15 protein-coding genes and 3 tRNA genes are annotated in these 25,122 nt (G+C 58.7%); 14 read left to right on the top strand and 4 right to left on the bottom strand.

Features of this window, described 5'->3' with window-relative positions:
* Positions 1–120 precede the first annotated feature (120 nt).
* From E9229_RS17865 to E9229_RS17855, 3 genes are all read right to left on the bottom strand, one after another.
* Positions 121–3,957, bottom strand: coding sequence for a CDP-glycerol glycerophosphotransferase family protein (locus E9229_RS17865; protein ID WP_183513009.1), 3,837 nt, complete (start codon positions 3,955–3,957; stop codon positions 121–123).
* A gap of 568 nt (positions 3,958–4,525) precedes the next feature.
* A complete protein-coding gene (locus tag E9229_RS17860) occupies positions 4,526–5,875 on the bottom strand; it encodes an integrase core domain-containing protein (protein WP_183510458.1) in 1,350 nt (449 codons plus the stop codon).
* A gap of 82 nt (positions 5,876–5,957) precedes the next feature.
* Positions 5,958–7,232 carry an IS30 family transposase gene (locus tag E9229_RS17855; RefSeq protein WP_456152393.1) on the bottom strand — a complete coding sequence of 425 codons (1,275 nt, stop codon included), beginning with the start codon at positions 7,230–7,232 and terminating at the stop codon, positions 5,958–5,960.
* Between the two features lie 824 nt (positions 7,233–8,056).
* Between E9229_RS17855 and E9229_RS17850 the strand changes: the two genes are divergently transcribed.
* The 6 genes from E9229_RS17850 to E9229_RS17825 all read left to right on the top strand — a co-directional run bounded on the left by E9229_RS17850 (position 8,057) and on the right by E9229_RS17825 (position 16,557).
* Positions 8,057–9,223, top strand: coding sequence for an ISAs1 family transposase (locus tag E9229_RS17850; protein WP_221184697.1), 1,167 nt, complete (start codon positions 8,057–8,059; stop codon positions 9,221–9,223).
* On the top strand, positions 9,219–9,917 hold the full coding sequence (locus tag E9229_RS17845; RefSeq protein ID WP_183513148.1) for a transposase: 699 nt from the start codon (positions 9,219–9,221) through the stop codon (positions 9,915–9,917). The genes E9229_RS17850 and E9229_RS17845 overlap by 5 nt, the downstream gene beginning before the upstream one ends.
* 286 nt (positions 9,918–10,203) lie before the next feature.
* Entirely contained in the window at positions 10,204–12,768 is a 2,565-nt protein-coding gene (locus tag E9229_RS17840) for a glycosyltransferase (RefSeq protein ID WP_183513008.1), read from the top strand.
* A 114-nt stretch (positions 12,769–12,882) separates the two neighbouring features.
* Complete coding sequence (locus tag E9229_RS17835) at positions 12,883–13,941, top strand: 3-isopropylmalate dehydrogenase (RefSeq protein WP_183513007.1); 1,059 nt, start codon at positions 12,883–12,885, stop codon at positions 13,939–13,941.
* 89 nt (positions 13,942–14,030) lie between these two features.
* Complete coding sequence (locus tag E9229_RS17830; RefSeq protein ID WP_183513005.1) at positions 14,031–15,125, top strand: branched-chain amino acid aminotransferase; 1,095 nt, start codon at positions 14,031–14,033, stop codon at positions 15,123–15,125.
* A 163-nt stretch (positions 15,126–15,288) separates the two neighbouring features.
* A complete protein-coding gene (locus E9229_RS17825) occupies positions 15,289–16,557 on the top strand; it encodes a CDP-glycerol glycerophosphotransferase family protein (RefSeq protein ID WP_183513004.1) in 1,269 nt (422 codons plus the stop codon).
* Between the two features lie 763 nt (positions 16,558–17,320).
* Here E9229_RS17825 and E9229_RS17820 read toward each other — a convergent pair.
* The gene (locus tag E9229_RS17820; RefSeq protein WP_183513002.1) at positions 17,321–18,046 is read right to left on the bottom strand and encodes a hypothetical protein; all 726 of its coding nucleotides are present in this window, start codon (positions 18,044–18,046) and stop codon (positions 17,321–17,323) included.
* Between the two features lie 729 nt (positions 18,047–18,775).
* Between E9229_RS17820 and E9229_RS17815 the strand changes: the two genes are divergently transcribed.
* From E9229_RS17815 to E9229_RS17780, 8 genes are all read left to right on the top strand, one after another.
* Positions 18,776–20,167, top strand: a complete 1,392-nt coding sequence (locus E9229_RS17815) for an IS1182 family transposase (protein ID WP_246380950.1) — start codon at positions 18,776–18,778, stop codon at positions 20,165–20,167.
* A gap of 196 nt (positions 20,168–20,363) precedes the next feature.
* Positions 20,364–21,467 carry a UDP-glucose 4-epimerase GalE gene (gene galE, locus E9229_RS17810; protein WP_183513000.1) on the top strand — a complete coding sequence of 368 codons (1,104 nt, stop codon included), beginning with the start codon at positions 20,364–20,366 and terminating at the stop codon, positions 21,465–21,467.
* A gap of 3 nt (positions 21,468–21,470) precedes the next feature.
* Complete coding sequence (locus E9229_RS17805) at positions 21,471–22,232, top strand: fumarylacetoacetate hydrolase family protein (RefSeq protein ID WP_183512999.1); 762 nt, start codon at positions 21,471–21,473, stop codon at positions 22,230–22,232.
* Positions 22,233–22,367: 135 nt separating this feature from the next.
* On the top strand, positions 22,368–23,873 hold the full coding sequence (gene gltX, locus E9229_RS17800; RefSeq protein WP_183512997.1) for a glutamate--tRNA ligase: 1,506 nt from the start codon (positions 22,368–22,370) through the stop codon (positions 23,871–23,873).
* A gap of 19 nt (positions 23,874–23,892) precedes the next feature.
* Positions 23,893–24,660 (top strand): HAD family hydrolase, encoded by a 768-nt coding sequence (locus tag E9229_RS17795; protein WP_183512996.1) that lies wholly within the window; start codon positions 23,893–23,895, stop codon positions 24,658–24,660.
* Positions 24,661–24,781: 121 nt separating this feature from the next.
* A tRNA-Gln gene (locus tag E9229_RS17790) sits at positions 24,782–24,853 on the top strand.
* A gap of 68 nt (positions 24,854–24,921) precedes the next feature.
* Positions 24,922–24,994, top strand: a tRNA-Glu gene (locus tag E9229_RS17785).
* A 50-nt stretch (positions 24,995–25,044) separates the two neighbouring features.
* Positions 25,045–25,117, top strand: a tRNA-Glu gene (locus E9229_RS17780).
* The last annotated feature ends 5 nt before the right edge of the window (positions 25,118–25,122 follow it).

Below are 25,122 nucleotides of genomic sequence, written 5' to 3'. Positions count from 1 at the left end.
AAGAAAACCCCGGCTTTCCGGGGTTTTCTTTTGGTGCGAAGTGCATAGGACCGGAGCCCTGGAATTCGTCTCACATTTTAAGATTCGTGGCCATGGCCCGACTTTGCAGAAGCCCTGAGGTCAAGAGCCCTGTACATGAGAAATGAACTGAGCCAAAGCCGTCGCCTGATAGTCATCAACATTAAACTCCACAGAGCGTTGATGCGACCGACCAAGCTTGAGTCCGTCAATCAGGCCATTAACGGAATTTTCGACCAACGAACCAAGTCCGGAACCAAGAACACCACGACTCCCAACAATGTCTGTTGCCACCGTCGGGAGCCCCATCACAAGTGCTTCAAGAAGTACCATCGGCTGCCCCTCATGATCTGATGCCAGAATAAAAGCATCAGCTATAGTCATGATTGAAAATGGATTAGATCTGCGTCCTGCAATGAAAATATTTTTTTGTAGATTATTTTTTTGAACGAAGTAATCCAATTCTTGTCGCAGCGGACCGTCGCCCAACAACAATAATTTAGCATTAGTTTGGATCTTAATATGTTCTTTAAATGCCGTGAATAATTTTAGATGTGATTTCTCCGGAGATAGGCGACCTATCGTCAGCCATATCTCATCGCTATCTTTAATAAATTCCAAGATATCTGCGTCAATTACATCTTTAGACATCTCAATAATATCATTTGGTTGGAGAAGGTTGTCAGCGTGGACAAAACGCGACGAATCGAGATCAAAGTTACCTGACAATTCATTCATATTAAGATCTGAAGTTGTCTTTGAGACCGAAACAAATTTATCATACCAGGAAATAAGTGAAAATGTATTCTTAAGTTCGCCATATTTTGTTGACCATTCTTGCTTCATTCTATTATGCATGTAAATTATTCTATTGTTAACTAACTTATCTCCTGCCCCTAAAAGTGCGACCCAAAACGGTGCATAACCATCAAATTCAATAACTGAATCAAATTTGCTACACCCAAAAATTCTTTTAAATTCTCGCTGAAAACCTTTGCGATAGATATCTTCTTGCTCGCCACTCGACCACTCGCCTTGAGTGTTAAATTTATCAATCACCCACCGCTCCTCGAGTGAAACAAGTTGTGAACCAATGCGAGAAATTCTTTGAACATAATTTGGTAAAAGATTGAACTTATTCATCCGATCATTGTCATTAATTAATGATTGAGAATCAAAAAGAAATATAATACGAAATTGTAATGGGTCTAAATTATTTAATAAATTTAGAAAAGAGCTAGTTATTCCATTTGGCATCAGGCTTTGATGAATAAGGAGTATACATTTCTGATCCACGATCAGGTCTTTTCTGTGATCATGTGCCTCTGAGAAAAAATACCTGACAGCACGATCGGCCGCCTTACCATCCTCCATCGGCGTGAATTCAATCTTCGCTACCTCATACTTTTCTGCATCAGTAACCCCAGATACGAGCGCAGTAGACACACACCCAATAAGTTCATCAATTGACAAAGCAAGCGCTCCAGGCAAGCTTTCCATTTCAAAATAGAGCCCGCGTTCCTGGGTGTATGCGTCTAGGTCATAAGCGTAAAAGACCATAGGTTTTCCGGTGGCTAAGAAGTCAAATAGAAGACTAGAGTAGTCGGTGATCAAGACATCAGCAATTGCCAGAACGTCATACGTGTCGATTTCCGCGGGAACTACCTTTACGCCAAGCTTCAGGTTATAGAGTAAGGCCTCTGTGAGGTGATGGGCTCTGAAAAGCACATGAGCATCCAAAGCCTCCAATCGTGCTAGATCATCCACTAGACGCTTCTTATCAAAAGACTTCTCTCGATGAGAACCCCTCCACGTGGGCGCATAAAAAACTACAGCTTTTCCATCATCGGGAATGCCCAAGGTGGCTCGAAGCTTGCCGCAGGACTCCGGCGAGGCATTCAGGGTCTTGTCCAGCCTGGGTGACCCCACTCGCGCCACAGTTCCAGTGTAAAGGCCTTCTATTTCATACCTAGAAATAAGAGTGTCTTGTGTGTGTTGATTAGGTGCAAGCATGTGAGTCGCCTGTAAGAAATTACGACTGACATTTGCGTGTTCCATGAATCCAGTTTGGATATCTCGGCCAAGGGTCTTGAGCGGAGTGCCGTGCCACGTATTAAGATAGTTTTGGCCATCTCTACGAGTGAAGAAGCTAGGGAAGGTCACGTTATTGATCAAATACTTTGCAGTCGCAAGGTACTTTCGATATAACGTTGATCCTCGGAGGACTAAGGCGACACGAGGGTCATTCGCGACGTCACTTGGCACACTTGTTCCAGGCGTAATCACCCAAACATGCAAGAAATCTACATATTTTGGATTATTTCTCATTTCACGATAGATCGCAGCCGGGTTGCAATCAATTTTTGTTCCAAAATAGCTCTCGTAGAGGACGACATTGGAACGTACCGGAAGCGTTTCTAAGAACTCCACATATTCCATCGATTCATACTGCCATTTATGCTTAAAGTACTGATCTGTTGTGATCCCATCTGGACGGGGGAAGGAACTTGTGCTGAGGAATGCACGAATCGCATCTTCGTTCCTGCCCAATGCCATATATGTCACGGCCAAACGGAAGAATCCCAGAGGGCGTTGGCGACTATCGCGAACCACAGCGGTTTCAAATCCGCAGAGAGCTAGCTCAAACTGGCCGAGCTTTAGTAGAGCAGATGCCCGTTCGAACAGCAGGCTTGCATCTTGCATCTGGCATGCATATTCAAGGTTTTCCCGAAGAAGTTCTGATTCGTATGGGGTTAGGTGTTCGTCACCAGATTGTTCCACCCATTTAAGCGAATCATCATTCGGAAACAGCTGGCGAAACACTTGCAACGCAAGTTCGACTTTGTTCGCTTTCTGTAAGCAAAATCCCCAACGGTACACCCAATTCTGTTGTGGCTTATCCGAACGGCGTACAGCGACGCCGTATGAGTCTGCCGCAGATTCATAGAGCCCCTGGCGCTCTCTGGCTAGCCCGAGACGGTAGTGCCATGAAGCAGCTTCAGGTCGTGCAATAACCGCTTGCCTCAAGTAACGTTCGGCGGATGGCCAATCGTAGGTACGATCACATGCCAATCCTGCTCGGTACCGAAGCTCGGCCGAAAATGGGTTTTCGCCTAATGACTCCTGGTAAGAATATGCTGCTGGCTGCCACTGACCACGGCTTTGAAAATATGCTCCGGGGCCCAGCTCCTTTGTGCGGAATTTGACGTCAACTTCGACACCCGCCTCAAGAGCTTCCTTTGCTTCTTTTATTTGGCTTCCAGCAAGCCTCAAAGAAAGACCAAGTTTAAAAGCAATTTCTGGATTGTTTTTATCAATTTTATGTGCATAATTGTATGATTTTGCAGCATCGTTAAATTGACCAAGTTCCGTATACGCGTTTCCTAAAGCTGTGTACCAAGTGCTTTTCTGACTATTTTTTGCTATCGCAAAGTTAAGAACTTCAATTCTCTGCCATGTTGGTGCCGACTTAAGAACTGCGTCAACGTAATCAGCCAGAATTTCAGAACTATTGTCATCATATTCAAGTAGGGCCCGAAGAGTCCGACTTGCATCCTGGTGTTTCTTATTCCGAACCTGAGCACTCGCTAAGCGCTTCAACCAGTCCGCGTTACGTGACCCTTTGGCAATAGCAAATTCATAGCACTGAATTGCGGCATCATCCCGATTTAGACGCTCGTATAGCGAACCAAGCCGTATATGCCACTCCGGATTCGAGCCATCAAGTCCCACCGCAGCCTCGGTAGATTTCAGCGACTTTGCATAGTTACCAAGCTGAAATTGCGCGTTGCCCAAAAGATAAAGCGCCCGGGCATTTCGTGCTTCAGTAAAGTCCACGGCACGCCGAAACGCTTTCTCTGCATCCACCCAATTCCCACTGCGGGCAAGCAATCTACCGGTTTGTAGGTTGGCGTCAGATTTGAGTGAGCGTTTATTCATTGAAATGTTTTTTCCTATCGTGTTCCCTACTCACCATCAATACAGCGAGCCTATACCCGATTTGTCGGCGCGATTTCCCTCCCGAAGAAACGCAATACCGATAGATTCGCTGTCGTATATGCAACAGTTGACAACCGGTCACTATGCATTATGAGGCCGTTCAAATCGTGTCAATTCTATCTCACTTACCATCGCCAACACATCAAATCGTTGTGATAGATCTATTCGATGCTACTCTTAGCGCAGTCCCAGGGCCGGGTGGCTGGAGGGGATTTCACCCTCCGGCTCCCACAGATCCCGGCGTGACAGTCTCCCGTCACCGGGCTCTTCTCAACCTCTTCACCACGCTGTGGTGACCCAGGGCTAATGCAAAGTCGCTGACGGGGCGATGAACCCGATGCGTTCCAGCGGCAGGGCTGATGCAAAGTCGTGGGCGGCCTGCCACGAACGATTCTTCCGACACGACCCAACGGTCCTTTTGATGACGAAGTGTGATGTCTCAAGACACCGGTGACAGTTCTGTACCAACACATCGGTGACACTCGGTGTCTCAAGACATCGGTAACACTCACCCCATTTCTGGTGGGTTCTGGAATTTCGCTGTGGCATGCTTCAAGCTCAGATACGTGACGCCGTCTGGGAATGGATAATCGTATTTCGTGATCAATTCACCGTCCATTGAGATCACCATCAAATCCGCCTGATCCCAGAGGACCTTCACCATGGTGCTGCGGAGCAGTTTGCCCAAATAGAGCTCCACGCCAGCAACCCGCAGGCACCTGTTCTTATTGACCCGCATCAACTGACTGCCCGTTGCCGCCATGTGCTCGGTCCGCAGCGTGGCAGTGAGCTTGGCCGGCTCCGGGGTTGAACCGTTCTGTGGCGTTGGTGATTGCTCTTCACCCGGCGGTACGGCCAGGACAGCCTCGCCGACGCCCGGAGCGGGCTTGGTGCTGAGCTTCACCCATTCCCCAGGCGCGAGATGCTCAGCGACCGGTGTGGCATCCCAAGCCTCCTGCGGTGTCATCCGATCCTCCAAGGACTGATGACCACGCTGCGTGTTGTAGGCCTGGTCAAAGACCTCAACCTGCGCTTGCAATTCAGCGAGGTCCTTGGCGAAAGGCTGCTTCTTCAACCACTTGAACAACGTCGAATGAAACCGCTCATTCTTCCCCTGAGTCGTGGGCTTATACGGCTTGCCGGTCATCGTGGCCACTCCCAGACTGTTGGCGTACGCGACCAATTCGCTGATCACGCCCCGACGGATGGGGTTCAGGGCATCGCCATTGTCGCTGAGCAAGCGCTGTGGCATCCCGCGGGCGGCGACACCCATGCGGAAAACCTTCACCGCATCCGGACCGTTCTCCGTCCTGGCCGCTAAAGAAGCCACGGCCACGCGGGAATGGTCATCCAGCAGCTGGAAGATCACGCATTTGCGACCGCCTTCCAACACGTATTCGGTAGCATCCAGCTGCCAGCAGGCGTTGGGCATCGGATAGCGGAAGGAGCGGTACGAGGAGCGGGGACGCTTCTGCGGGGCCGGGATGACCAGGCCACGTTCGCTGAAGATCCTGGCCAGGGAAGCAATTGAAGGGGTTTGCATGCCCAGCTTGCGCATCTGGTCGTGCACGCTGATCGGTCCATGGTCCCAGCCAGCGGCTTCCATGGACTTGCGCATGGCGACGGCTTGGTCGTTGAGGGTTTCGCTGGTGGAGCTGGGCGAGGTTTTCGGGCGGCGCGAGCGGGGTTCGAGTGCGGCTACCTGTCCTTCGGTGCGGGCTCGTTTGAGGATTTGGTAGAACGTTTTGCGGCTGAGGTGGTGCTCGGTACAGAACGCGGTGACAGCTCCTCTGGGTGCGTCTTGTGGCCATCGGGCGATGGCGAGGCGTATCGTCGGGTCAACTGGATCATTTTTCACACTTTCCAGTTCATCAGCCCGCCTGCTGGCCTTCGTGCCGGCGGCGGGCGGCGAATTCTAGGGGTCGATGCAACACCCGTGGTTATGTCGTGACCAGTAAATCACGTAGACGCTCGGCCGGGGTGTCCCAATCCAACGTTTTACGTGGCCGGCTGTTGAGCTCCTGGGCGACATGCTCCAGATCCTCCAGCCCATAAACACCTAAATCGGTGCTCTTGGGGAAGTACTGACGCAGCAGCCCGTTGGTGTTCTCGGTGGACCCGCGCTGCCAGGGGCTATGTGGATCGCAGAAGTAGACATCCATGTCGGTCGCGTCGCTGAAAGCCAGGTGTTTGGCCATCTCCGACCCCTGATCCCACGTCAGCGAACCACGCAAGTGTTCGGGCAGGGTGAGCATTGCTTCGATGAGCCCGTCACGCACCGATGCGGCCGTGTGATCCACCGGTAGATGTATCAGCATCACGTAGCGGGTGGTGCGTTCCACCAGGGTCCCGATCGCCGAGCCACTGTGCGCCCCGATGATCAGGTCCCCTTCCCAATGCCCGGGCACGGCACGGTCCTCAACCTCTGCCGGGCGCTCAGAAATATTGACCATGGGATCCCGGAAACGCTCCGTACGCTCCCGGGGATTCTTGTGCTTTTTGCGTCGGGTGCGCCCGGTACGCAGGGCCGATTTCACCTCCAGGCTTAGCCCACCACGGGCCTGAAGATAGAGGGCCTGATAGATCGTTTCGTGGCTCACGCGCATAGAGGGGTCATCGGGGAACTCCTTGATCAACAAGTTCGAAATCTGCTCCGGGGACCAGTGCTTACGTAGCTTGGCAAGCACGTAATCACGCAGTTCTCCCGGCGCTGCCAGCTTACTGGGCTTGGGCCGCTGGCGCTGGGCGGTGGAGGTTCGCTGGGCGGTGTAGGGGCGGTATCCCAACACAGGGTGGGAGTTGCGCTTGATCTCCCGGCCAATCGAGCTGGGGCTACGCCCCAGCTCCCGGGCGATGGCCCGCTGCGAGGCACCGGCTTGGAGCATGTCCCGAATCGTTTCGCGCTCGGGCAGCGACAGGTAGCGGGTGCTGTTCGTGGCTTCGAGGACCTCCAATGGAATCTCGGGGATCAGCGCAGGTTCCAGGTTCCCGGGGTCGAGGCTGGCCGGTGAATCGGGCACCCGAACCTCTAAAACGGGCAAGCAGGTTTCGAGCGCAGGTGTTTCGCAGACGAGTGTGGTCACCTCCTGTTTATACGCGTCTGATGAAAGGTTTGGGGTATCAAGACGATCTATGACCGGCATCAGTGCCTGTTCCCAGCGGGCTGCATTCTTCCGCTTTGCGCCCGTGGCGGCTACGGCTGTCTTCTGGGGCATGCCCTCACGGCGTAGTGCCAAGTATTGATCGCGTTGACCCGAGAGCCGGGGGATGTTGCGGATCCCGGCGGCCCTGGCCCAACTGGCGCCTTGGCTGGGTTCCACGCCCACCTCCCGGGCGGCGACGGTGACGCTTCCCACGCGCGCCAGTGTGGTGAGGAACCCCTCGCGCAAGGGTTTGAGTTCCTGTTCTCTGGCGCTCAGGGCGCGCTGGGGCCTGCGGGTGACCGCCTTGATGGAATAGGCCCAGTTGAATGCAGTTTGGACGTTGATCCCCAGCTGCCGTGCAGCATTGGCGACGTTGTTCAGGCGGTCGTGCAGGACGAAGAACTCCTCGCGCTGCGCGGGGGTGTATTCCTGTCCCGGGGGCTGGGCAGTGGTGCGGGACCACATGGTGCAAGTGGCACGGTTGAAGCCCAGTTCCCGGGCTGCGGCCGCGATGGTGCCCAGACGGTCCAGCGCCTCGAAGAACGCGGTCTTATCTTGGGGTGTGTGGCGCCGGTTGGGGCGCTTAGCCGGGGCCGGGGGTGTGGCGGCTGTTTTTCCCCTTAAGGAAGCATTATTTGATGGTGAGGGTGCGGTGTTCATGGTTGTTGCATCTCCCGAGGGATTCGGGGGTGTTGCAACGATCACTAGAACTCAAGGGCTGCGTGCTTTACGCGGTTAAAGGTGGGGTGAAGTGTTACCGCTTTAATCGTGGAAGTGTCACCGATGTCGTGAGGCAGAACTGTTACCGATGTCCCGAGAGAAAACACTTTTGATGACGAAGAACCCCTGTTAAAACTGGTGATTGTCTAGATCATCGTTCCAACAGGAGTTCCTCCATGCCATCTTCCCCCATCAGCATCCTCCACGGCCAACTGGAAGACATCCCCGAAGACCTCCACCACTTCGTGACACCGCAATCCATCTTCCAGGCACTCGCCTCATTCCCGGACCACCGCAAACGCCGCGGCATCCGCCACCGGCTGGGCTGGATCCTGGCCGTAGCCCTCTGCGCCGTGCTGGCCGGGGCGAAGTCCTTTGCAGCCATCGCGGACTGGTCAACGTACGCAGCCTCAACCTCCCTGCGCAACACCGGATTCACGGCACCGCACGTGACCACCTTCCAACGCGTTCTGGCCCACGTGGATGCCGAACCCTTCGACCAGGCCTTGGGCGCATGGATGCAAACCCAGGTCCAGGCGCAGGTCATCGCCGTTGACGGTAAGGAAGTCCGCGGAGCGAAAAACGGTGGGGCGGACCGTGTGCACCTCATGGCGGCGCTGGACCACGAAACCGGCACCGTGATCGGGCAGGTGGACGTGGGCGTGAAGACCAACGAGATCACCCGGCTCGATTCGCTCCTGGAAAGCCTCGGCGACCTGCAGGGAAGGATCATCACCATCGACGCACTACACACCCTGGGACGACACGCGGAGTTCCTGCATGCACGAGGGGCGCACTTCCTGCTGACGGTGAAAGGCAACCAACCCAAGCTGCTCAGGCAACTTCAAGCCCTGCCATGGAAAGAGGTCCCGCAAGGGAACCAGCAACGAGACACCGGGCACGGGCGCAGGAGCATCCGGCGGATCAAGGTCGCCACGCTCACCGGGGGAATCACGTTCCCCCACGCCCTTCAAGCTGCCCAACTGACCCGGAAAACACGACCGCTGAAGGGAACGAAGTGGTCCGTCGAGGTCGTTTACCTCATCACCTCGCTGCCGGCCCACCAGGCAAGCCCGAAGCAGTTGAACACCTGGATCCGGGGCCATTGGCGAATAGAGAATTCCCTCCATTGGTGCCGGGACGTCACGTTCCAGGAGGACGCGAGCCACGCCAGGACCGGGGTGGCGCCACGGGTGACGGCCAGCCTGCGAAACCTGGCCATCAGCCTGCACCGCCTGAACCACAGCAGCAACATCGCCAAATCAAGCCGCTACCTGTCCAAGCACCCCGCACGACCGCTGGAACGCATCGGGTTCATCGCCCCGTCAGCGACTTTGCATTAGCCCTGGGGCAGGGAAGAGCGCCGCCACCCTGGATCGCTTCTTCATCGAAATCGGTCCCGAAAACACGGCCTCGATCGAGGCCGTGAGCATGGACATGGGAGCAGCGTTCAGCAAATCGGTGCGGACCAACGCACCGGACGCGGTGATCTGCATCGACCCGTTCCACGTCGTCCAGCTCGGTACCAACGCGCTCGAAGTGGTGCGCCGGGACCAGTGGCAACGGGCCAGGGCACTGCCGGACCAGTCCTTCGCCAAGAAATACAAGGGCCACCGGTTCGCCCTGTTGAAAAACCCCGGAACCCTCACCGAAAAACAGTCAGCCACCCTGGATCACCTGCGCGAGGACGGCGGGACACTTTGGCGGGGGTACCTGCTCAAGGAATCCCTGCGTGAGATCTTTGCCGGGGACCTGAGCTCCGCTGAGGTCATGGCGATGATCCAGGACTGGTGCGATGCGGCCTCCGACAGCGGGCTGGGTCCGTTCATGAAGGCCGGGGCAACCCTGCGCGGGCACATCAACGGGATCCATGCCGCGGTGAGCCGGGGACTATCCAATGGCAAGCACGAGGGGCTGAACAATAAGATCCGCACCATGACCCGCCGCTCCTATGGATTCCATAGCCCGGAGGCGGCACTGGCCTTGATCATGCTCGCCTGCGGGCCGGTGGAGGTCAGGCTCCCGTATCAGAAATAGCGGGACCCACATTCACGTCAGGAGAACCCAATGTTTCTCCTCAAATAGTTGGTCAGCTTCCGACTCTTCAAGCACAGCATGAGCTAATGATTGATTGAAGCCGGGAATTAGATAAGCAGGATCACTCTGCGCTCTTCGTTTTCAGCGTGTGATACTTCAACTGATTTGGCGTAATCTGGTAACTCACTGTCATTCAAAAAGCGGTCATGTGAGCGTGCCACCAGCGCCCTCACCAGGGGGACTAATGAACAAGCCGTCAGGCCATAGGGGCGACTAGGTGCCGACTTTGAATTCACTTAAACCGCGCGCAAAACTCGTGGAAAAGGTCAATCGGGCGCTCGTCCGAGAACGTAAAAACCGTTGGCTGCAGTCCAAAATCGCACCTGGAACGGTGCTCTATGAATCATTTTCGGGCAAGGGCATGCTCTGTAACCCAGAGGCGCTATTTAGATACCTGCTCAACGAGCCGACGTTTTTGAAGCTGAGTCATATCTGGGTTCTGAACGATTTTGATCGGTTTGCGGCAACGATAGTTGAGTTCGCATCTCACTCGAATGTCACCTTCGTCCAGCATGGAACTCCCGACTACTTCAAAGCGCTCTCGACGTCGGAGTACTTAGTTAACAATGCGAGTTTTCCCGCAGAGTTTGTCAAGAGACCCGGGCAGATATATCTGAACACCTGGCATGGGGTGCCGCTCAAAAAAATGGGTTATGACGTCTCCGGTCACGTCGCCGATACCCGAAATGTTATGCGCAACTTCCTGAGCGCCGACTATCTCCTGTCGAATTCCAAGGCAATGACAGAATGCATGTATCTAGACGGGTTCAAGCTCCGAAACATCTTCCAAGGTGCGATCGTTGAAGAAGGTAGCCCACGGACCGATCGACAATTTAGTACTCGAGAATCTCGGCAGGAACTCGAGTCGCATCTCAGCTCAACAGATCTCCGCATTGATGACCGTGAAATCATCCTCTACGCACCCACCTGGAAGGGTGAGACCTACTTTAGTCCGCTCAATGATGCTGCCAACCTGAGTAATTTGGTCAGGCACCTTGAAGCTAGTGTGGACACTAGTCGTTTTCGAATCCTAGTTAAAGCGCACCATATTGTTTCGGATGGTTTGCATCGAGATGCGGAGCTGGCCGCGCATCTGATGCCAAACAGCGTGCCTACCAACGTTCTGCTTGGTGCAACCAGTATCTTGATCACCGATTATTCAAGTATTTTCTATGACTTCCTCGCACTGGACCGTCCGGTTTTGTTCTATGTTCCCGACATAGATGAGTATCGCCGATACCGTGATCTCTACGTTGAGCCGGAGGAGTTACCCGGTCCAGTTATCAGGGAGCTTGATCACCTTGGCGAACAGATTTCAAAGATATGTGTTGGGTTCCCCGGCAGCTGGACAGCGTCGCCCCAGCACAAAGCGACGCGCGAAACATTCGCGCCGTATGAAGATGGCCAGGTATGTAAACGTATCGCCGACATTGTCTTCCGGAAGAACGAAGATGCGCACCGCGTCCGACGAGGTTTTGCGGACGGACGTAAGCGCATTCTTCTCTATGCGGGTGGGATGGCACCGAACGGAATCACGACATCGGCGCTGAACCTGTTGGACAATATTGATTACACACGTTTTGACGTCACCGTCTTGACCCCGTATTCAACTGAGCCGGCAAAGACACATAACCACGCTCAGGTCAATTCGAATGCACGACTGATGTTCCGCTTTGGTTCTTTCAATGGTGGTCATCTGGCCAACCTCCTGAGAAGAAGGGCCCTGAGCAAGGGTAAACGTTCGTATGTATCCGACCAGGCGAGTGTACGCCGGCTCTGGGATCTGGAATGGACCAGATGTCTCGGAAACGCAGAATTCGATCACATGGTTGATTTCAGCGGATATTCAGCATTCTGGGGAACCCTGTTTCTGAGCGGTCCGGTGGCCACCAGATCAATCTGGTTACACAATGACCTTGCGGCCGATGCTCACCGTTCTATTGCTGGGGAGACGCCTCTGAAGCACGGGCTTCATGCGACGTTTGATATTTATCGTCACTTCGACAATCTGGTGTCTGTGTCGGAGGGCCTTAGTGACATTAATCGGGAATCGCTAAGCAGCTGGGCGCCGTCGACTAACTTTACCTGGGCATCGAACACTATTAACGCGCGCAAGATCCGTAAGCTTGCGGGACCCGAGCGAGCAGCAAGCCGGCGAGGCGCTGCCCGAACGTCGGAACTGAGTTTTGATGAATTGGGTCGAATGGTTCACAACATGTTGAATCCCGATGAGAAACGGATTCGACCGATCAAGAACAGCGGGAAAGACCACGAAGCAGTCGAGAGCCCGACGTTTTTCAACTTCATTTCAGTTGGCAGGCTGTCTCCGGAGAAGAACCATGCAAGATTGATCGCAGCATTCGCACAGGTCCACCGGGAGGAGCCATTGTCGCGGCTTGTTATTGCTGGAAATGGTCCGTTGCGAGGTGACCTTGAGGCTCAGATACATTGCCTCGGGCTCGGGTCCTCGGTCAAGTTGGTCGGGCACACCAAGAACCCCTTCAAATTGATGGTGCATTCGGATGTTTTTGTTCTTTCAAGTGACTATGAAGGACAGCCCATGGTCCTCTTGGAAGCGCTCGTTCTAGGGCTTCCGGTGATCACGACGTCATTCGGTTCGGTCTCTGGCGCACTTCCACCAAACGTCGGCACCATCGTGGACCCTAGCGTGGAGGCCCTGGCCAACGCCATGCTCGCGGCTATGTCGGTCTCCGGAGAGACTGTGAAATTCGATGATGATGCCTACAACCGACGGGCAATTTCTGAGTTTGAGAGAATCATTGATTCCTAACGCATCGAATGAATGCAGGGTTTCAGGTGTCCATCTGGACTGAAGATTTGCCTTTAATTCCCAACATGTGAGACGCCTTGCTCACATGTTGGGATGATTGATTAGAATCGGCTCATGAGTGAATCCCTGAATATTGCCGTTATTCCGGGCGATGGAATCGGTCCCGAAGTCATCGCCGAAGCAGTCAAGGTCCTGAAGAAGGCCACCGAGGCAGAGCCCGTCAAGCTGGTCCTCACCGATTACAAGCTCGGTGCCGAGCACTGGCTGCGGACCGGCGAGACCCTGCCCGAGGAGACGCTCGAGGCGCTGCGCAGCCACGACGCCATCCTCTTTGGCGCCGTCGGAGCCGCTCCGGGCGACACCCGGATTCCTTCCGGCCTGATCGAGCGCGAGATGTTGCTCAAGCTGCGCTTCGCGCTGGACCACTTCGTGAACCTGCGCCCCTCGCGCCTCTACCCGGGAGTGCCCAGCCCGCTGGCCGAGCCGGGCGACATCGACTTCATTGTCGTGCGCGAAGGAACCGAGGGGCCCTACGTCGGCAACGGCGGGGCCCTGCGCGTGGGAACCGAGCATGAGATCGCCACCGAGGTCTCGGTGAACACCGCCCACGGCGTCCGACGCGTCGTCCGTGACGCCTTCCGTCGGGCCAACGACCGCCCGCGCAAGAAGGTCACGCTGGTCCACAAGCACAACGTGCTGGTCCACGCCGGCCACCTGTGGCGCCGCACGGTGGAGGAGATCGCCACCGAATTCCCGGAGGTTACCCACGATTACCTGCACATCGATGCGGCGACGATCTTCATGACCACCAACCCGTCGCGCTTCGACGTAATCGTCACCGACAACCTGTTCGGCGACATCCTCACCGACCAGGCCGGCGCCATTACCGGCGGCATCGGGCTGGCGGCATCGGGCAACATCAACATGGACCGCACGGCTCCGTCCATGTTCGAACCGGTGCACGGCTCGGCTCCGGATATCGCCGGACAGCAGAAGGCCGACCCGACGGCGGCCATCCTGTCCGTGGCACTGCTGCTTGACCACGTCGGACTCTCCAAAGCGGCACGTCGCGTGGAACTGGCGGTGGAAACCGACATCGCCTCGCGCGACGAGCTCACCGATGAGCGCGCCACCTCGGAGATCGGCGATGCGATAGCGGCCGCGCTGTCATAAGCTAAGTAAGGTCCGCATGGCGGACACCGCGAGGTCCTGCCGTCACGAGGCCGGGCCCGACCCGACGAAGAAGGAAGCCTGTCGGCATCATGGAATTCAATCAGCAGCAGTCCCAGCACCCCAAGAGCGCTGAAGAGCGCGCCGCAATCCTGGCCAATCCGGGCTTCGGTGACTACTTCACCGACCACACGGCGGTGATCGACTGGACTGCAGGTGAAAACGGTGTCGGTGGGCAATGGCATGATGCGCGGATCGAGCCCTACGGCCCGATCGCCCTGGACCCGGCTGCCTCGGTGCTGCACTACGGGCAGGAGATTTTCGAGGGGCTCAAGGCCTACCGCCACGCCGACGGCTCGGTGTGGACGTTTCGTCCGTACGCCAATGCGGCGCGGCTGAACAAGTCAGCGGCCCGGTTGGCGCTTCCGCAGCTGGACCAGGACGCCTTCGTCGAATCTCTGCGCCGGATCGTGGCCATCGACCAGCAGTGGGTCCCGACCGGCGACGGCGAGGCGTTGTACCTGCGACCGTTCATGATCGCCACCGAGGCGTTCCTCGGGGTGCGGGCCGCCCGCAAGGTCTCCTACCGCGTCATCGCCTCCCCGGCCGGCAACTATTTCGGCGGCGAGCTGAAGCCGGTGGGCATCTGGGTTACCCATGCCTATGCCCGTGCCGGGCGCGGGGGTACCGGGGCAGCTAAATGTGGCGGCAACTATGCTGCATCGTTGATCGCCCAGCTCGAGGCGGAGGAAAACGGCTGCAAGCAGGTGCTCTTCCTTGACCCGTTCAATAACGAGGCCGTCGAGGAACTAGGTGGAATGAATGTCTTCTTCGTCACTTCGGCGGGCAAGCTGATGACCCCTGCGCTGACCGGCACGATCCTTGAGGGTGTCACCCGCTCCTCGATCATCCAGCTGGCCAAGGACCGCGGCATGGAGGTCGAGGAACGCACCATCACCCTCGATGAATGGCGCCAAGGCATTGCCAGCGGGGACATCGCCGAGGTCTTCGCATGCGGCACTGCCGCCGTGATCACACCGATTGGGCTGCTGAAGAACGGCGAGGAGACCATCGGCGATCCCGACGCCGTCGCCGGTGAGGTCACCATGGCACTGCGTGCCGAGCTGCTGGGCATCCAGACCGGCACGGTCGAGGACCGCCACGGCTGGCTCGAGCGACTGGCCTAACCGCAACACCGTGCACAGAAATGGCCCCGGACATTGTTCGGGGCCATTCTTGTGACTGGAAAATGCGTACTACGATGGATGCTCGGCGTTCCGCTTCGGCGAGAGTACGCAAAATCGTAGGTGAAGGCCACCGAACGGTGGCTTGGCGTGGAAAGAGGCGGTAGTGCGACTGAAGTCGTGGGCGATCGGGAAAGCTCGTAAGGCAGTACGTACCAAGACCGGGATCAAGGTTCGCAACGCCCTCGGTCTGACGCAGACCCCGAGCGGAAACCACGAATTGGATGCGGTGCCCATCCCCGGGCAGATCGTTGTCTACTTCAGCGACGTCTCCACCAAGGCCTATCAGCTGCGCCAGTGGCTGCCCGTGTTGGAACGCCTCCACCAGGAGCGGCCCGTGCTGCTGGTTTTCCGCAAGGTGGCGACCATGCGTCATTTCGCGGACCTGACGACCCTGCCCAAGATCTACGTCCGCAGGCTCGAAGACCTCGTTACCCTCTACGATGCGAACGACTTCTCACTGTGCCTGTACGTCAACAACGGCGTGGCCAACTTCCAGTCGCTGAGCAGCTCGCGGCTCGTCCACGTGCACATCAACCACGGTGAGAGCGACAAGCTTTCGATGGTCTCGAACCAGGCCAAGGCATATGACTACGTGATGATCGCGGGAAACGCGGCATTGGAGCGCCACCGTGCCGTGCTGATGGACTTCGACGAACGTCGGCTGCTGCCCGTCGGCCGCCCCCAGCTGGATGTCGACTACGCCTCGATCCTGCCGGCCTTCGAGGGGCGCACCGTGATGTACGCGCCGACCTGGGAGGGTGAAAACAGCGCCAACAACTACACGTCGATGGATCTCTATGGCGCTCAGGTCATCGAGCGGCTCCTGGCCGAGCCCGCAACGCGCGTCATCTACAAGCCGCACCCGCGGATCCGGAATTCCACGGATGCGGGCGTCAAGAACGCCCACCTCTCGATCCTGGCGTCCCTGGAGGAGGCTAATGCCCACGGCGGGGAGCACGTGGTTGCCCTGACGGAGGACATCCTTGCCCTGTTCGGTGATGTCGATGCCCTGGTCGCCGATGTTTCCAGCGTTGGCCTCGACTTCCTTTATCTGCGCCCGGAGCGTCCGTTGATCCTGACCGATCGCCGCAACGACCGCGAGGCGATGAACCGCGATGCGCCCATCAGTGGCGCCTGCCCGGTCATCGACGGGCAGCCGGGCAATGACGTCGTCGAACTCCTGATCGAGCTCATCGACCAGGACGCGTTCAAGGAACAGCGCCTGGCCATGCGCGAGCACTATTTCGGGCAGCGGGACAAGGGCGAGTCCACGGCCGAGTTCATCAGGGCCATCGGTGAGCTTATCGACGGGCGGCGGGCGCAGCTGGTGGGACACCCCTACTATGCGAACGCAGTGGAGTCCGCAGACTAGAATCGGACCACTTCCACACGAAGGAGCCAATCAGTAAGGCTCCTGTACCTCTGAACTGCTCCCCGAAAGCATGGACCTGAATTATTCAGTCCAACTTTCGGGGAGCAGTTCACTTTTGCTTGGTCGCAGATAGTGGTTCCAAGACTTCTTTGCCGAGGAGGCTTTCACAGTGGCGACATGCACATCGCTGACCCACCCGGTGCGTTTGGCGTCTTTTACCCGGTACCAACCGGTAGCGGCAGCTGGTTGCCTGGCTGCCAGGGCGCGGCGCCGTGCCTTGTGGGCTGGCGAGCCGATTGCTACCGGCATAACAGCCAGAATGCAGGTCGAGGGCCACTGTGGCGAAGGGGCGCGCGACATGGGGGCGGGGGGCTGCAGGCGGTGCAATGGCCTGGATGCTGGGCGGCGAATCTGGAAGAGTTGCTGCTGGAGTGGTGAGAACGGGTGTGGGACCGGCAAGCACCAGAGCTAAAGCCAGCGAAGCCGTCACCATCATCCAGGAGGCGCCACGGCCAATGCTTGCGAGGTACGGATTGCGCAAGCGGAACACTCAAGAACCTGATGGCCGAATGCCTATTCTGCCAGTTGCCGCATGCCGCAAGCCATCCTTCGGCAGGTCACACCAAGGTGGTGGCCAGAGCGGCGTCTGGCATCGGCAGAGCCGTCTCCGATTCCCGGGTGCGTTACTCGCAGGACATGCGAAAGGCCGGTGGTGGCTTCCCCCCTGCGAAGGAATCCAGCACCGGCCGCGCCAATGGAAGAGTTACTTCTTGACGACCTTTGACGTTGATCCCGTGACAGTTGTGGTCTTCGGGAAGGTCAAGCGGAACTGAGCCGCCTTCGAGGACTTCAGTGTGGCCGTGGTGGTTGCCTTACCCTTTGAGAACTTGACGGTCTTCAACGTGACCCACTTGGATCCCTTCTTGACCTGGATTTTGGCTGACTTCGGATTGTATGCGAGATTGGTGTATTTCTTGGTGCTGTAGTACTTTGCGGCGGACTGGAAAGTTACCTTTTTGCCGCTCCGCTTGGCCAGGAGGCTGGCGTAGCCCTTGCCCCGGACGTAGAACGTCTTGGTGGTGCCGTCGGTCTTGTTCATCCAGGAGTATCGGTAGTCACCGCTGTAGGCGGAGATCTTGGACTTACCGATCACGAATTTTCCGGTGCCCTGGAACGGACAGGTTTGAAGTTTCTCCACGTTCTTTTTGGTGCGGTCGCTGAAGAACAAGGTGGTGAGGAGTTTGCCGTTCCTGGTGACGGGGGCCTGCACGCTGTAGTACTTGTAGGCGGAGGACTTCTTGATGGTGGCCTTGACCGGGGTTTGTGTGCACCCGAGCTGGCCCTTGGTATAGGTGACGTCCGAGATCGTGTACTTGGTCACGTCGACCGGACGACTTGCAGCCTGTGCGGGGGCGCCCATGAGCGTCAAGCCCAGCGCCGCGGTCATGGCAGTTGCTGCAAGCGTCTGCAGCAGTGATTTTTTCATCATGGTCTCCCTGGGGGTTTCGAGTTTTAAAGCAGATCGACCGATTTCGGAGCCATGATTCATGGATTTCCGGTTAGTCGGTGCTCCGTTCAAGGGAAGACATTACGGGCGAGAAAAGTGATCATCAACCGAATGTTCGAAAGGCGGCACGTGAAAATGAGATATGCGTCACATAAATTCAGGTGCGAAGCCAATGTGTGCCGCGTGGCTGCTGGATTTGTACTTTGCTGTTCGCGTCCGCACTGCGGCATGGGGAGAACTGCCCGGTCTGGGCTAGCTTTCGTCCTGGGTATCCGTGGTAATCGGGTGCGAATCATCGCGGAATTTCCAGCCGATGCCTGGAATCCGGGTGCAGTTCCGCGGTGACGGGATCCTGCAGGTCCAAGGCACCCCTGCCGCGTGGGAGCGCGGGACAAAGAGGCGAACCAGCAAGGCGCTTTGCACTGGTTGGCCGAGCCAAAGCCCTGGCAGGCAACTGCGCCGAAGAGCCGTCCAGGATTCCCGAACGCACCTAGCCAATGAATGCAAGGGTGTGGGTCGATCACTAGGTGTGTGGGTCGGTAGTCGGGGGCCGGGCTCAAATGATTCTTAAAACGCCGAGGAATTAACCAGGGCCGCAAAGGGGTCGCTGGAAGAATGAGGGGTATGAACTCCCCTTCTTCTTCCATCCCGCAGGACGGCTTGTTCGACGCATCCCTGGTGGAGCGCCTCGAGCCCGTTGATGACGGGCTGATGGATGCCAACGGCGGGGAGCGGAAGCGGTTCAGGGCCTTTGAACCCGATGCGGTGATGCTGGTGCCACCCTCCCTGGAGGAGTGGCTGCCCGAGGGGCACCTGGCCCGGTTCATCGCCGAACTGGTCGAGAACGAGCTGGACCTGACCCGGTTCTACGCCTCCCACAAAAAGGCCAAGGGCCAGCCGCCGTACGACCCGCGGCTGATGCTGCGCATCGTGCTCTACGGCTACTGCACCGGGGTCCGCTCCTCCCGCCAGCTGGAGCGCGCATGCACGGACGTGGTGGCGTTGCGCTGGCTGGCTGCCCAACAGGCCCCGGATTTCCGATCCATCGGCCGCTTCCGCCAACGCCACCTGGCCGCCTTGGCCAACGTGTTCCTGCAGGCGCTAGAACTCTGCCGGGCCGCGGGCATGGTCAAACTCGGGATGGTCGCGCTGGACGGAACGAAGCTGCGGGCCAACGCCTCTCGGCACCAGGCGATGTCCTACGCGCGGCTGACCGAAAAGCAGAAGGTCCTGGCCCAGGAGATCAGCGATCTGATGGCGGAGGCCAAGACCGTGGACGAGTCCGAGGATGCGAAGTTCGGTCCCGGTAAGCGCGGGGACGAGCTGCCGGTGGAACTGGCCAACCGGCAGGCCCGGTCCAAGGCCATGGCCGCCGCGCGGGCTTCCTTGGAGCAGGAGGCCGCGGACAAGGCACGGGTAGAAGCCGAAGAGAAGGCCGCCAAGCGCGGGGATGACGATGATGAGATCACCGGTGCCGGTGACACCGCAGCCCGGGAATCGGAACCGAGGCCCACGGCGCAACGGAATTTCACGGATCCGGAAGCGCGGATCATGAAGACCGCCGACGGGTCCTATCACTATTGCTATAACGCGCAGGCGGTGGTGGACGCCGGGCATCAGGTCATTGTTGCCGCCGAGTTGGGCCAAGGGGCCAACGATTACGGACAGCTGGTCCCCATGGTCGAGCGGGTCCAGGAAAACCTGGGCATGATGCCCAAAACGTTGAGCGCCGATGCCGGGTACTGCTCGAAGGCGAACCTGGTGGAGGCGGGGCGGATGGAGGCGGAGCATGGGACCGGGTTCTTCATCTCCACCGCCCGGGTGAAGCACTCCACCCCGATCCCGGAGTCCCCGCGGGGCCGGATCCCGGCCAACGCCACCTTGGGTGAGCGGATGGCCCGGAAGCTGAAGACCAAGCCCGGAAAGAAGATCTACTCGCGCCGGAAGGTCATCGTGGAACCGGTGTTCGGGCAGATCAAAACCCGTCAGGGTAAGCACTTGTTGTTGCGCGGACTTCAGAACGCGCAGGCGGAGTGGAAGTTGTTGGCGGCAGGGCATAACCTGCTCAAGTTGCATGCGTTCCGGGCCCAGGGTGCCGGATAGCCAGGGTCGGAGGTGGGCCCTGGCGCTGCGCGCCAGAACCCACTGGTCCGGTTTGAGGGCCCCGGGGAAGGGCGGATGCGCCCGAAGGCCTTTTTCTCCGTGGTGTGACCCTGCGGCGGCCGGGCCGGGCCGGTATTCCTTCGTGGGTGGTGCCGTTGGTCAAACGACTACCGACCCACGCACCTAGGATATACATATGCGCATTCTCGTTACCGGCGGCGCCGGCTATATCGGTTCACATACAGTCCTGCTCCTGCTCGAGGAGGGGCATGAGGTCCATGTGCTTGATAATTTCTCGAACTCGTCGCCTGAGGCGCTGGAGCGTGTTGCGGAGATCACCGGCAGCCGAGCCCTGATGCACGAGGCGGACCTGCTGGACACCGAGGCCATGGACGCTGTCTTCGCCGAGGCTCGGCCGGAGGCAGTGATCCACTTTGCCGGACTCAAATCGGTGGGGGAGTCCGTGGCCCAGCCGCTGAACTACTACCGCAACAACGTCGTCGGTACGCTCAATCTGCTCGAGGCCATGGAAGCCCATCAGGTCCGCACCCTGGTCTTCAGCTCCTCGGCCACCGTTTACGGGGACACCGAAGTCCTGCCCATCACCGAGGACACCGCCCTCTCGGCGACCAACCCCTATGGGCGGACCAAGCTGCACATAGAATTCATGCTCAATGACTTGGCGGCTTCGGACCCTCGCTGGGCTATCGCCAAGCTTCGCTATTTCAACCCGGTCGGAGCGCACGAGTCGGGTCGGATCGGCGAGGATCCGCAGGGGATCCCCAATAACCTGATGCCGTACATCGCGCAGGTGGCAGTGGGGCGCCGCGAAAAGGTCAACGTCTTCGGCAGCGACTACAACACCCCAGACGGCACCGGCGTACGCGACTACATCCACGTCCTGGACCTCGGTGCCGGACACCTGGCCGCGCTTGAATACCTGCGCGTGCACGGCGGGCTGCATGCCTGGAACCTGGGCACCGGAAACGGCTCCTCGGTGCTTGAAGTCATCGCCGCCTTCGCCCGCGCCTCCGAGAAGGGGATCCCGTACGAGATTGCCGACCGCCGCCCCGGCGACGTGGCGGCCTCCTATGCGGACCCGACGCTGGCCCGGGAGCAGATCGGCTGGAAGTCCGAACGCGGGCTCGAGCAGATGGTCACCGACATGTGGCGCTGGCAGTCGGGCAACCCCGAGGGCTACCCGGTAAGCGAGCCGTCCGAGGAGCTCCCCGACCAGGACCTGCCGGCTAAGCCGGCGGCGGACGCTGCGGGGGACGACGAAGAAACCAGTAAGCTGTAGTCCATGCGTATTGCTCGATTTGTACTCGATGGTGACCCCCTTTATGGCGTAGTGGAAGACGATGAGGTGGCCGTGATCTCCGGCGACCCCTTCTTCCAGGGCGTCCGGCCCACCGGCGTCCGCCATGCCCTGGAGGACGTGCGTCTCCTGGCCCCGATCATTCCCCGCTCCAAGGTCGTCTGCTTCGGCCGGACCTATGCCGACCATGCCAAGGAGCTCGGCAACGAGGTCCCGGCCGCCCCGTTGATGTTCCTGAAACCAAACACCGCCGTTGTCGGTTCGGGGGATCCGGTCACGCTTCCCTCCTTCTCCGAGGAGATCTCCTACGAGGGCGAACTGGCAGTGGTCATCGGTCGGATCTGCAAGGACGTGCCGGCGGAAAAGGTCGACGAGGTCATCTTCGGCTTCACTTGCGCCAATGACCTGACGGCCCGCGATGCCCAGCGCAGCGATGGCCAGTGGGCCCGCGCCAAGGGCTGGGACGGCTCCTGCCCGCTGGGTCCGTGGATCGAAACCGAGCTGGATTACGACGACACCGAGATCACCTCCCGGCTCGACGGGAAGATCGTCCAAGAAGGCAACACCTCGCAGCTGGTGTGGGGCGTACGTGAACTCGTATCGCTCGCATCCCAGGCCTTTACGCTGCTGCCGGGCGACGTCATCCTGACCGGCACGCCGGCCGGCGTCGGCCTGCTCACCGAGGGGCAACGCTTCGAGGTCGAGATCGAGGGCATCGGAACGCTATCCAATACGTTCCGGCGCTAGGCCTTTCGGAACCTCACCGGATCGGCTCCTGAAGGGAGGCGCCGGGTTGCCGCGGATCACCGCAGGCACCCCGGCGCCTCCTTCGCTTTTGCCGGGAACCGGGGAAACGCAGATCCGACATAGAATGGTTTCATCATGACTGACGCAGCCCTCATTCCCACAGTGACCGATGAAACCCCAGTGCGCGTGCGCTTCTGCCCGTCCCCGACCGGCACCCCGCACGTTGGACTGATCCGCACAGCCCTGTTCAACTGGGCCTACGCCCGCCACACGGGCGGCAAAATGATTTTCCGCATCGAAGACACGGATGCGAAGCGCGACTCCGAGGAAAGCTACAACCAGCTGCTCGACGCGCTGGACTGGCTCGGCATCACCTGGGATGAGGGCGTCAATGTCGGCGGCCCGCACGAGCCCTACCGCCAGTCACAGCGCAGTGACATCTACCAGGATGTCATCGCCAAGCTCAAGGTGGCGGGCCACCTCTACGAGTCCTACTCCACCCCGGAAGAGGTCGAGGCCCGCCACCGGGCCGCCGGCCGCGACCCGAAGCTCGGCTACGACAACTTCGACCGGGACCTTTCCGAGGAGCTGCTGGCCGCCTACCGCGCGGAGGGCCGCGAGCCGGTACTGCGCGTGCGCATGCCCGACACGGATCTGACCTTCACGGACCTGGTCCGCGGCGAAATCACCTTCAAGGCCGGAACGGTGCCGGACTTCGTGGTGGTCCGGGCCAACGGCCAACCGCTCTATACGCTGGTCAACCCGGTGGACGACGCGCTGATGGGCATCACCCACGTGCTGCGCGGCGAGGACCTGCTCTCTTCCACCCCGCGCCAGATCGCACTGTACCTCGCGCTGATCGACATCGGCGTCGCGAAGTACATGCCGCTGTTCGGACACCTGCCTTACGTCATGGGCCAGGGCAACAAGAAGCTTTCCAAGCGCGATCCCGAGTCAAGCCTCTTCCTGCACCGCGACCGCGGCTTCATCCCCGAGGGGCTGCTCAACTACCTGGCCCTGCTCGGCTGGTCGCTGAGTGCCGACGAGGACATTTTCAGCCGCGAGACGCTGGTGGAGAAGTTCGACGTGAAAAACGTGCTCTCCAACCCCGCCCGCTTCGACCTGAAGAAGGCAGAGGCCATCAACGGCACCCACGTGCGTTTGCTCGAGCCCGCGGACTTCCGCGAACGCCTTATTCCCTACCTGCGGGCCGCCGGCCTCGTCGGGGCGGAACTTACCGAGCGCGAGCACGAGGTCCTCACCGAGGCGGCTCCTCTGGTCCAGGAGCGCATCACCTTGCTGGGCGAGGCTCCCGACATGCTCGAATTCCTCTTCCAGGCCGATGGCGACGTCGAACCCGCTGCCGATTCGCTGAAGGGCCTTCCGGAGAACACGGCAGAGGTGCTGGATGCCGGTATTGCCGCCCTGGAAGCGGCTCCCGAGTGGAGCACCGAGGCCATCCAGGCAGCCCTGCGGGACGCGCTGGTCGAGGGCATGGGCATCAAGCCCCGCCACGCCTTCGGCCCGATCCGCACCGGGGTATCGGGGAAGAAGATTTCCCCGCCGCTCTTTGAGTCGATGGTGATCCTGGGCAGGGAATCATCGTTGGCCCGGCTGCGCGCCTTCCGGGCCACCCGCTAACGGACGGGCGCCAACACCAATGAGCAGCAAAGAGAACGCCCCCGATCTGGCGGCCACCCTCCACCTGGCGGGGGTCACGAGGATCGGGGGTGTCCTCTTTGATATCGACGACACACTGGTTGACCTGCGCTCTGCAGCGCTGGCTGGATTCCACCGGCAGACCGCCACCGACTTCGCCGGCGTGCGGGCGCAGGACCGGAACGCGGCCGCCGACGACTACGCCCGGGATGGCGGGGGGCACTATGAGCGCTATATGGCCGGGGAGCTTTCCTTCATCGGCCAGCGCATCGAACGCATCCACCGCGCCTACGCCATGGTTGGCGTCCCCTCCCCGGAGGCGGCTGGGTTGGAAACCTGGAGCTCGGACTACGAGAAAGCCATCCGCGCCTCCTGGGCGCCGTTCGACGACGTGCACGCCTGCCTGGACGAACTGGACGCCCTGGGCATTCCCTACGGCGCGGTGAGCAACAACGTCGAGGAATACCAGCGCGGCAAGCTCAAGGCCGCCGGCCTTGAACGCATTACCGTGCTGGTCGGCTCCGATACGGCCGGGGCCCCGAAGCCGGATCCTCGTCCATTCCTTGCCGGGGCGGCCTTGTTGGGCACCGCTCCCAGCGAAACCCTTTATGTGGGGGACAACCCGATCAACGATGTGCAGGGAGCTAAGGCTGCGGGGTTGCCTGCCCTACTGCTTGAGCGTGACCCAGATCTCAAAATAAACGTCTTCGGAACCCTGTCTGACCTGACCTTTCTGGGCCTCATGATCCGCGGAATTCAGGGGTTTTAGTGCAGCCCTAAGGTGGGGGAGGACCCGATTTGTGGTTTCCCGGAAAGCTCTGTAAAGTTATTTCTCGTGCTGAGGCGCAGGAAAGCTTTCGAAAAGAAAGCCGGAGAGCAGATCAGCGCTGTGGGGTATGGTGTAATTGGCAACACACTGGTTTCTGGTACCAACATTCTAGGTTCGAGTCCTGGTACCCCAGCGCTACGGTCTTCGCGAAAGCGAAGGCCGGTCTGCTTGGGGGGTGAAAGCCCTTCGAGCAGAGCATACGGTCCCATCGTATAGCGGCCTAGTACGCTGCCCTCTCACGGCGGTAACGCGGGTTCGAATCCCGCTGGGATCACGATTCATTTGAATCGGGCTGCAATAGCCCTAAAACATTGTCAGTATCAAGGTCCCATCGTATAGCGGCCTAGTACGCTGCCCTCTCACGGCGGTAACGCGGGTTCGAATCCCGCTGGGATCACATAA

This window comes from Paeniglutamicibacter cryotolerans, assembly GCF_014190875.1.
GTDB lineage: Bacteria > Actinomycetota > Actinomycetes > Actinomycetales > Micrococcaceae > Paeniglutamicibacter > Paeniglutamicibacter cryotolerans.
This window is presented reverse-complemented; position numbering and strand designations above follow the sequence as displayed.